The organism is Pseudomonas sp. C6002 (genome assembly GCF_013385805.1).
Classification (GTDB): Bacteria; Pseudomonadota; Gammaproteobacteria; order Pseudomonadales; family Pseudomonadaceae; genus Aquipseudomonas.
In genome coordinates this window covers 29401-36796 of the sequence record NZ_JACAPH010000047.1, presented here as the reverse complement: position 1 = coordinate 36796, position 7396 = coordinate 29401, and the positions used below count along the sequence as shown (strand labels likewise).

5 protein-coding genes are annotated in these 7396 nt (G+C 64.3%); 4 read left to right on the top strand and 1 reads right to left on the bottom strand.

Annotation, left to right across the window (positions count from 1 at the left end):
* The first annotated feature begins 307 nt into the window (after positions 1-307).
* The 4 genes from HX817_RS30510 to HX817_RS30495 all read left to right on the top strand — a co-directional run bounded on the left by HX817_RS30510 (position 308) and on the right by HX817_RS30495 (position 5403).
* Positions 308-817 (top strand): sigma-70 family RNA polymerase sigma factor, encoded by a 510-nt coding sequence (locus tag HX817_RS30510; protein WP_177042301.1) that lies wholly within the window; start codon positions 308-310, stop codon positions 815-817.
* A gap of 8 nt (positions 818-825) precedes the next feature.
* The gene (locus HX817_RS30505; RefSeq protein ID WP_177042299.1) at positions 826-1785 is read left to right on the top strand and encodes a FecR domain-containing protein; all 960 of its coding nucleotides are present in this window, start codon (positions 826-828) and stop codon (positions 1783-1785) included.
* Between the two features lie 91 nt (positions 1786-1876).
* Positions 1877-3670 (top strand): ABC transporter ATP-binding protein, encoded by a 1794-nt coding sequence (locus tag HX817_RS30500; protein WP_177042297.1) that lies wholly within the window; start codon positions 1877-1879, stop codon positions 3668-3670.
* Entirely contained in the window at positions 3664-5403 is a 1740-nt protein-coding gene (locus tag HX817_RS30495; RefSeq protein WP_177042295.1) for an ABC transporter ATP-binding protein, read from the top strand. The genes HX817_RS30500 and HX817_RS30495 overlap by 7 nt, the downstream gene beginning before the upstream one ends.
* Positions 5404-5437: 34 nt before the next feature.
* Here the strand turns inward: HX817_RS30495 and HX817_RS30490 are convergent, their stop codons facing one another.
* Positions 5438-7177 carry a dipeptidase gene (locus HX817_RS30490; protein ID WP_177029379.1) on the bottom strand — a complete coding sequence of 580 codons (1740 nt, stop codon included), beginning with the start codon at positions 7175-7177 and terminating at the stop codon, positions 5438-5440.
* Between the last annotated feature and the right edge of the window lie 219 nt (positions 7178-7396).

The window sequence follows — 7396 nt, the reverse complement described above, 5'->3', positions numbered from 1 at the left end:
GCCAAGGATGGCCCATGACGGCGGCCCACGGTCCAAAGCCGGAGTGAGGGCACACCGAGCCTAAGCGAGGTGCCGAGTGGTGGGGCAAGAGCGTTTTGCTTACTTTTGCGCTTTTCAAAAGTGAGCCGCTGTAAGAGCGGAACCAATAGCAGCCGTGACCGCAGCAACGGATATGTACCCATAACCCCGCCATCCCCCCCGCTAGCCCCCCGCATTGCACCCGCAGCCCAGAGCCGATAGTCTTGCAAATCATTACCAGCCCAATCGCCCCAGCACCCCCGGGCCCATTGGGTAAAAGGAGAGGTTTGTGAACATCGGACAGTTCGCCTTTCAACGCCAGGTTGAAAATCTATACGTCGACCACAACGCCTGGCTACGTACCCTGTTGCGCCGCAAGCTGGGCAACGCATTCGACGCCGCCGACCTGGCCCACGACGTCTACCTGCAACTCATGCGCAAGGGCCAACTCCCGCCCACCGGCGAATCCCGGCGGCACCTGACCCAGATCGCCAACGGCCTGGTCATCGACCTCTACCGCCGCCGCCAGATCGAATCCGCCTACCTGCAAGCCCTGGCCCTGTTGCCCGAATCCTGCGCCCCCGATGAAGAAACCCGCGCCCTGGCCATCGAGGCCCTGATCCAAATCGACGCCGCCCTGCACAGCCTGCCACCCAAGGCGCGCCAGGCCCTGTTGCTGTGCAAGCTCGATGGCCTGAGCTACCGCGAGATCGCCGCCGAGCTCCAGGTCTCCGTCTCCTCGGTGGAAAAGTACATCGCCGCGGGCCTGCTGGCCTGCTACCAGACCCTGTACGGCTGACCCTCGCAATGTCGACCGAGCAGCCAATCTCCCCGGATATCATCGAGCGCGCCGCCGCCTGGATGGCCCGCCTGTGGGCCGATGACGCCAGCGCCGAAGACCACGCCAACTGCCTGCACTGGCGCGCCGAACATCCCCATCACGAACTGGCCTGGACGCGCCTGCTGGGCTTCGAACAAAAACTCCACAGCATCCCCGCGCCGGTGGCCAGGCACAGCCTGGCCGAACCCGACGCTCCCGACTCCCCCGACCGCCGGAGCACCCTGCGCCTGCTGGGCCTGTTGGTCGCAGCCGGTGGCCTCACCTACGGCGTGCGCCACACAGACGCCTGGCAACTGGCGAGTGCCGGCCATAGCACCCGCACCGGTGAAGTTCGCGAAGTGGTATTGCCCGACGGTACCCGCCTGGTATTGGGCCCGGCTTCAGCAATTGACGTGCAGTTCGATGACGACCAGCGCCTGGTGCTGCTGCGGGCCGGCGAGGTCTTCATCACGACCGCGCCGTCACCCCGGCCGTTTCGGGTGCAGAGTCGCCAGGGCGTGTTTCATGCCCTGGGCACGCGTTTCAGCCTGCGCCAATGCGACGACGGCAACTGCCAGTTGGCCGTGCTTGAGGGCGCCGTGCAGGTGCAGCCCGACCATGGCGCAGGTGCGCGGGTGGAGGCAGGTCAAGGCGCCACGGTTTCCAGGGACACCGTGCAGCCGACCGCAGCAGTGACTGACCGCAGCATCGCCTGGGTCAAGGGCCTGTTGGTGGCCGATGGCACCCGGCTGGACGAACTGATCGCCGAACTGGGACGCTACCGCCCCGGTGTACTGCGCTGTGCGCCTGAGGTGGCGATGCTGCGGGTCAGCGGTGTATTGCACCTGGACAACACCGACCTGGCGCTGGACAACCTGGCCGCCGCGTTGCCGATCCAGGTGGTGCGGCGCACCCGCTATTGGGTGACGGTCCGCGCCCCTGCCTGAAAATTCCTTGAGGTTTCGATTGAGGGTTTTGGCCGCTCGTTCGGAAGATAAGGTAAGGGCGAGCAAAGGCTCATTCAGTCAGGGAGACTTCATGAGTAACAAGGATGTGGCTGCGGCCAAACCCAGGGGGCGGGGCGCGGTCTCGCAAGTGTTGCGGCCGGTGCGCGGGCGACTGATCGCTGCGGCACTGCTGGCCGGTGTGGGCAGTATGCTGACGCTGGTGCCGCTGGGGGGCATTGTGCATATCGCCAGGGTCGCCCTCGGCGCGCCGTCGATGGCCCAGGCATCGGGCGAGGTCTGGTTGACCATCAGCCTCAGCCTGGCGAGCCTGTTCGCGGGCCTGCTGTTGATGACAGTTGCGGAGACGGTCGCGCACCTGGCCGACAACCACATCACTCGCCACTTGCGCCTGGCCATCGCCCAGCGCCTGAGCCAGGTGCCGCTGGGCTGGTTCACCGAGCGGGCGTCGGGCGAGGTCAAGCAGGCGATGCAGGATGACATCGGCACCCTGCACAGCCTGACTGCGCATTTCTACACCACCGTGGGCCGTTGTGCCGGGGCCGTGCTGCTGTCGGCGGCTTATCTGTTCATGGTGGACTGGCGCATGGCGCTGGTCTCGCTGTTGCCGTTTCCGGGGTTTTTGCTGTTTTTTACCCGGGCGATGAAAGCCAGCGGCAGCCACATGCAGTCCTTTGTCGAGCGCATGACCCGGGTCAATAACGCGGTGGTCGAGTTCGTCAACGGCATTCCGGTGGTCAAGGCCTTCGGTGCCACCGGCAAGGCCCACGCCAGTTACCGCAAGGCGGTAGATGAGTTCAGCGAAGCCTTCGTTGAGTTCACCCGGCCACTGGTGGGGACGATGGCCAATGCCAACGCGATGATCGCCCCGGTGACGGTGCTCGCCATGGTGCTGACGTTTGGCCTGGTGTTTGTCAGCCTGGGCTGGATCAGCGCGGTGGAGGTGCTGCCGTTCGCCATTGTCGCACCGGGCATTTGCGCGCCACTGATGCTGCTGAGTTACATCGTGCATGATCTGGACAACGCCACCGGCGCGGCCCAGCGCGTGCAGGCACTGCTGGCGACGCCGGTGCTGGCGCAGGTGGAGCCGGGGTGCGAACGCTTGCCCAAGGACGCCGAAGTACGCGTCGAAAACCTCGGGTACGCCTACGACCCGCAGCACCCGGTACTGTCGAACATCAGCTTTACCCTCAAGCCTGGCACCGTAACCGCCATCGTCGGCGCCTCGGGTTCGGGCAAGTCGACCCTGGCGCGCCTGCTGCTGCGGTTTTTTGACCCGACCGAGGGGCGTATCACCCTGGGCGCCGTCGACCTGCGGCAGATCGAGACCTCGCAGCTCTACAACCTGATCGGCTTTGTGCTGCAAGAGGTGCGCCTGGTCCACGCCAGCGTTGCCGAAAACATCGCCCTCGGCCGGCCCAGCGCCAGCCGCAAGGAAATCGAGGCGGCCGCACGGGCCGCGAATATTCATGAGTGCATCATCGGCTTGCCACGGGGCTATGCCTCGGTGATCGGCGAGGACGCGCAGTTGTCCGGTGGCGAGCAGCAGCGTATCAGCATCGCCCGCGCAGTATTGCTGGCGCCGCCGGTGCTGGTGCTGGATGAACCCACGGCCGCCGCCGATGCTGCAAACGAGGTGGCAATCCAGGAGGCGCTGTCGCGCTTCGCCCAAGGGCGCACGTTGTTGGTGATTGCCCATCGCCTCGATACCGTGATGCACGCCGACCACATCATCGTGCTGGAAAACGGCCGTATTGTTGAACAGGGCACCCATCCTCGACTGATCGCGCAAGAGGGCCGTTATGCGCGCCTGTGGGCGTCGGGCGGTTACAAACAGACCCGCGAACAGGCGCTGCCGACATGCTGAAAACCTTTATCGAACTGTTGGGCGATGACGGGCCGGTCTTCCGTCGCTATGTCGGGAAAGTGATGTTCTACGGTGCGCTGTGCGGGCTGACCCTCGCCGCCCTGGTGCCGGTACTCACCGACATGCTCAACGGTGATCTGGCCGAAGCGGCGTTGTGGCTGGTGGTGTTCCTGGCGGCGGTGGCGACGTGTTGGGCCACGCGACGCGAGGTTGAAAAGGCTGGCGTCGCGGTGGGTGTGGCGGTGCTGCAAGGCGGGCGCCAGCGCATCGGCGACCATGTGGCCGAACTGCCTGTCGGTTGGTTCACGCCCGATAACACGGCGCGGCTCAACCAGGTGGTGACCCAGGGCATGATGGCCGTGGCTCAGCTGCCGGCCCATGTATTTACTCCGGTGCTCAGCGGCGTGGTGACGCCATTGGTGCTGGTACTGGCGTTGTTTGTGCTGCACTGGAAAATGGGCCTGATTGCCTTGCTGGCGTTGCCGATTCTCGGCGGTGCGTTCTGGCTCAGCGCCCGCCTTGGGCGGCGCGCCGACCGGGCGTTCCAGCGCAGCTCGGCCGACACCAGCCAGCGCATGCTGGAGTTCGCCCAGTCGCAGTCGGTGTTGCGTGCCTTCAGTGGCGGCGGCAGCTCGGTGTTCCTGCAACGGGCGATCGAGCAGCAGCACGTGACCGGGGCGCGCCTGATCCTGCTGTCCGCGACCTCGATTCTGCTGAACATGTGGCTGGTGCAGGTGGTGTTCGCGGCCTTGTTGATCGCCGCCGCGCTTTGGCTTGACGCTTACCTGGGAAATGCCTTGCACGTGGGCTCGGTGATTGCAGTGATGGTGTCGCTGTTGCTGGTCAGCCGCTTCATTGACCCGTTGCTGGAGGTGGCCGGCTATGGCGAAACGTTGCGCGGCGCCGGGGTGCAGCTTGAGGCGGTGCGCGAGATATTGGCCGCGTCGCCCCTGAAGGCGCCGAGCGCGCCGCAACCTCCACGGGATGCCTCGGTGGAATTGTTCGATGTGAGCTTTCGCCACGCGGCCGGTTCGCGGGACGTGCTGCGCGGGGTGAACCTGCGTATTGAGCCCGGCAGCATGACCGCGCTGGTGGGGGCTTCCGGTTCGGGCAAGACCACGCTGTTGCGGTTGGTCGCACGGTTTTTCGAGGTCAGCCAGGGCCAGGTGTGTATCGGTGGCGTGGATGTGCGACAGATGTCCGGTGAGCAGCTCAACGCGCAGATCAGCCAGATCTTCCAGGACACGTACCTGTTCCAGGGCAGCGTCGCCGACAACATTCGCCTCGGCAAACCCGACGCCAGCGACGCACAAGTACTGGAGGCCGCGCGGCAGGCTGGCGTGCAAGAGATTATCGAGCGCCTGCCCATGGGCCTGTCGACCACGGTGGGTGAGGGCGGGGCACGCCTGTCCGGTGGCGAGCGTCAGCGTGTCGCGATCGCCCGTGCGTTGATCAAGGGCGCGCCGATCCTGCTGGTGGACGAAGCCACGGCAGCACTGGACGCCGAGAACCAGGCGGTCATCGCCGAAACCCTGGCACGCTTGCGCGGCACATGCACGCTGATCGTGATCGCGCATCAGTTGTCGACGGTGGTGATGGCCGACCAGATCGTGGTGCTCGATGAAGGCCGGATCGTGGAGCAGGGCACGCCTGAGCAATTGACCGCAAGGCAAGGGCGCTATGCCCGGTTCCTCGCGCAGCGGCGAGCATCGAAAGGCTGGCGTATCGCTTAGTGGACCCGCCAGGACGGCGGGTCCGAAGGGCAGGTCAGAGCTTCGGCAGTTGCCCGATGCGGCCCATCATTTCGGTGACGATCTGCAGGTCCAGCAGGAACTGGTCGACGGTCTTGAACTCGTTGTCGGTATGGCCGGTGTACTTGACCTCCGGCCGTGCCAGGCCGAATTGCACGCCGTTGGGCAGCTCATGCACCGAGGTAGCGCCGGCAGACGTGCCGTACTTGTGCTCCATGCCCAGGTTCTCGCTGGCCACCGCCAACAGCGCCTTGACCCACTCGCCCTCAGGGTTGCGGTACATCGGCTCGGCGATCGAGTAATCGAAGGTCACAGCCACGTGGTTTTTCTTGGTCCAGGCGCTGAGCTTGTCGGCGATTTCGGCCTTGAGCGCTTCCGGTGACTTGCCCTTTGGCACCCGCAGGTTGACCGCCAGCTTGAAGGTAGTGTCATCTTCGCCCACATAGGTCAGCGAGGTGGTCAGCGGGCCCATGAACGCATCGGAGAAGCCCACGCCCAGCTTGGCACCCAGGTAATCCAGGCCCCAGTTGTTGGCGGCGTAGTGCGCGGCGTCGGTGAACTGGTTGTGCTTGAGCGCGACCTTGCCGTCGAGGCTGTTGAGGAAGTCGAGGACCCTGGCTACCGGGTTCACCCCGGATTCCGGTTCGGAGGAGTGGGCGGACACGCCAGTGACGGTCAACTGAACGTCCTTGCCGACGACCTTGGCCGCCACTTCAAAGTCGCCGCCATTGCGCTTGGCGTACTCGCTGCCGGCCTTTTGCAGGCTGGCGGCCAGTTCGGCAGGCTTGTCGCTGAGCAATGTCACCACCGACGCCGACGGAATCTGGTTGGTGGCCTTGCCGCCGGTCATCGAGATGATTTCTGCGCCTTTGCCTTCAGCCTTGCGCTTGGGGAACTTGGCCATGACCGTGCCGTAGCCTTTCTCGGCGATCACCACCGGGTAGCCGCCGTCCAGCGCCAGGTTGTAGTTGGGCGTTGGGTTGTGCTCGAAGTAGTACGGGATCGCGTCGCCGGAGGTTTCCTCGGTGGTGTCCACCAGCAGCTTGAAATTGCGCGCCAGCGGCAGCTTCTCTTCCTTGATCACCTTCATCGCGTACATCGCCACCACGATGCCGTTCTTGTCATCCTCGGTGCCGCGACCATACATCCGGTCGCCGATCAGCGTGACCTTGAATGGGTCGAGCTTGGTGCCGTCCTTGAGCACCCAGTTTTCCGGGGTTACCGGTACCACGTCCGCGTGAGCGTGGATGCCGACCACTTCATCGCCGCTGCCTTCCAGGGAAATCTCGTAGACGCGGTTGTCGATGTTGCGGAAGTTCAGGTTGAACGACTCGGCCAGGCTCTTGATCTTGGCGGCGATCTTGATGAACTCGGGATTGTCGTGCTGGGCCACGCCGGCGACCTGGAAGGTCGGGATCTCCACCAGCTCACGCAGGGTTTCAGTGGCGGCCGCACCGTACTTCACCCGCGCATACAGGCCCAGCAGGCGATGGATTTCATTCTGCTGGTCGGCGCTCAGGTCCTTGTTGTCGAGAAAGGCACTGATGGCCGGGCCGAGGTTGTCGCTCTTGGCCACGTCATTCTTGGCCAGGCTGGCGAGGAACTGCCGGAAATCCTTGACCGAGGCATCGCTGAAGGTCTTCAGGATGACGGCGTTCTGTTGTGGGGTGAGGTTGGCTTGAGCTTGGGTGGTGAACACCGAAAGGCTGGCGGCCATCAGGGTGGCTACGGCCAGTTGCTTGAGGGAAAAATCCATTGCTGGGGGCATTCCTTTGCAGGGAGTGAGTGAGAAATGTCTGATCGAAAGGTCAGAAACAATTTCACACACTACCATCGGGAGGGCGCAGGAGGGGAGCCCCCGTTGTGGGATTTGTCCGGAGGAAATGCACAAGTGGCGCATAAACGAAAATCCAGTGTGGGAGCTGTCGAGCTTTAGCGAGGCTGCGATAGCGGTGGGTCAGGCAGCATCAATGTT

Excerpts from the sequence above, each read along its gene's own strand:
- HX817_RS30495 (WP_177042295.1), top strand. The coding sequence starts at position 3,664 with ATGCTGAAAACCTTTATCGAACTGTTGGGCGATGACGGGCCGGTCTTC.
- HX817_RS30490 (WP_177029379.1), bottom strand. The coding sequence starts at position 7,177 with ATGGATTTTTCCCTCAAGCAACTGGCCGTAGCCACCCTGATGGCCGCC.
- HX817_RS30505 (WP_177042299.1), top strand. The coding sequence starts at position 826 with ATGTCGACCGAGCAGCCAATCTCCCCGGATATCATCGAGCGCGCCGCC.
- HX817_RS30500 (WP_177042297.1), top strand. The coding sequence starts at position 1,877 with ATGAGTAACAAGGATGTGGCTGCGGCCAAACCCAGGGGGCGGGGCGCG.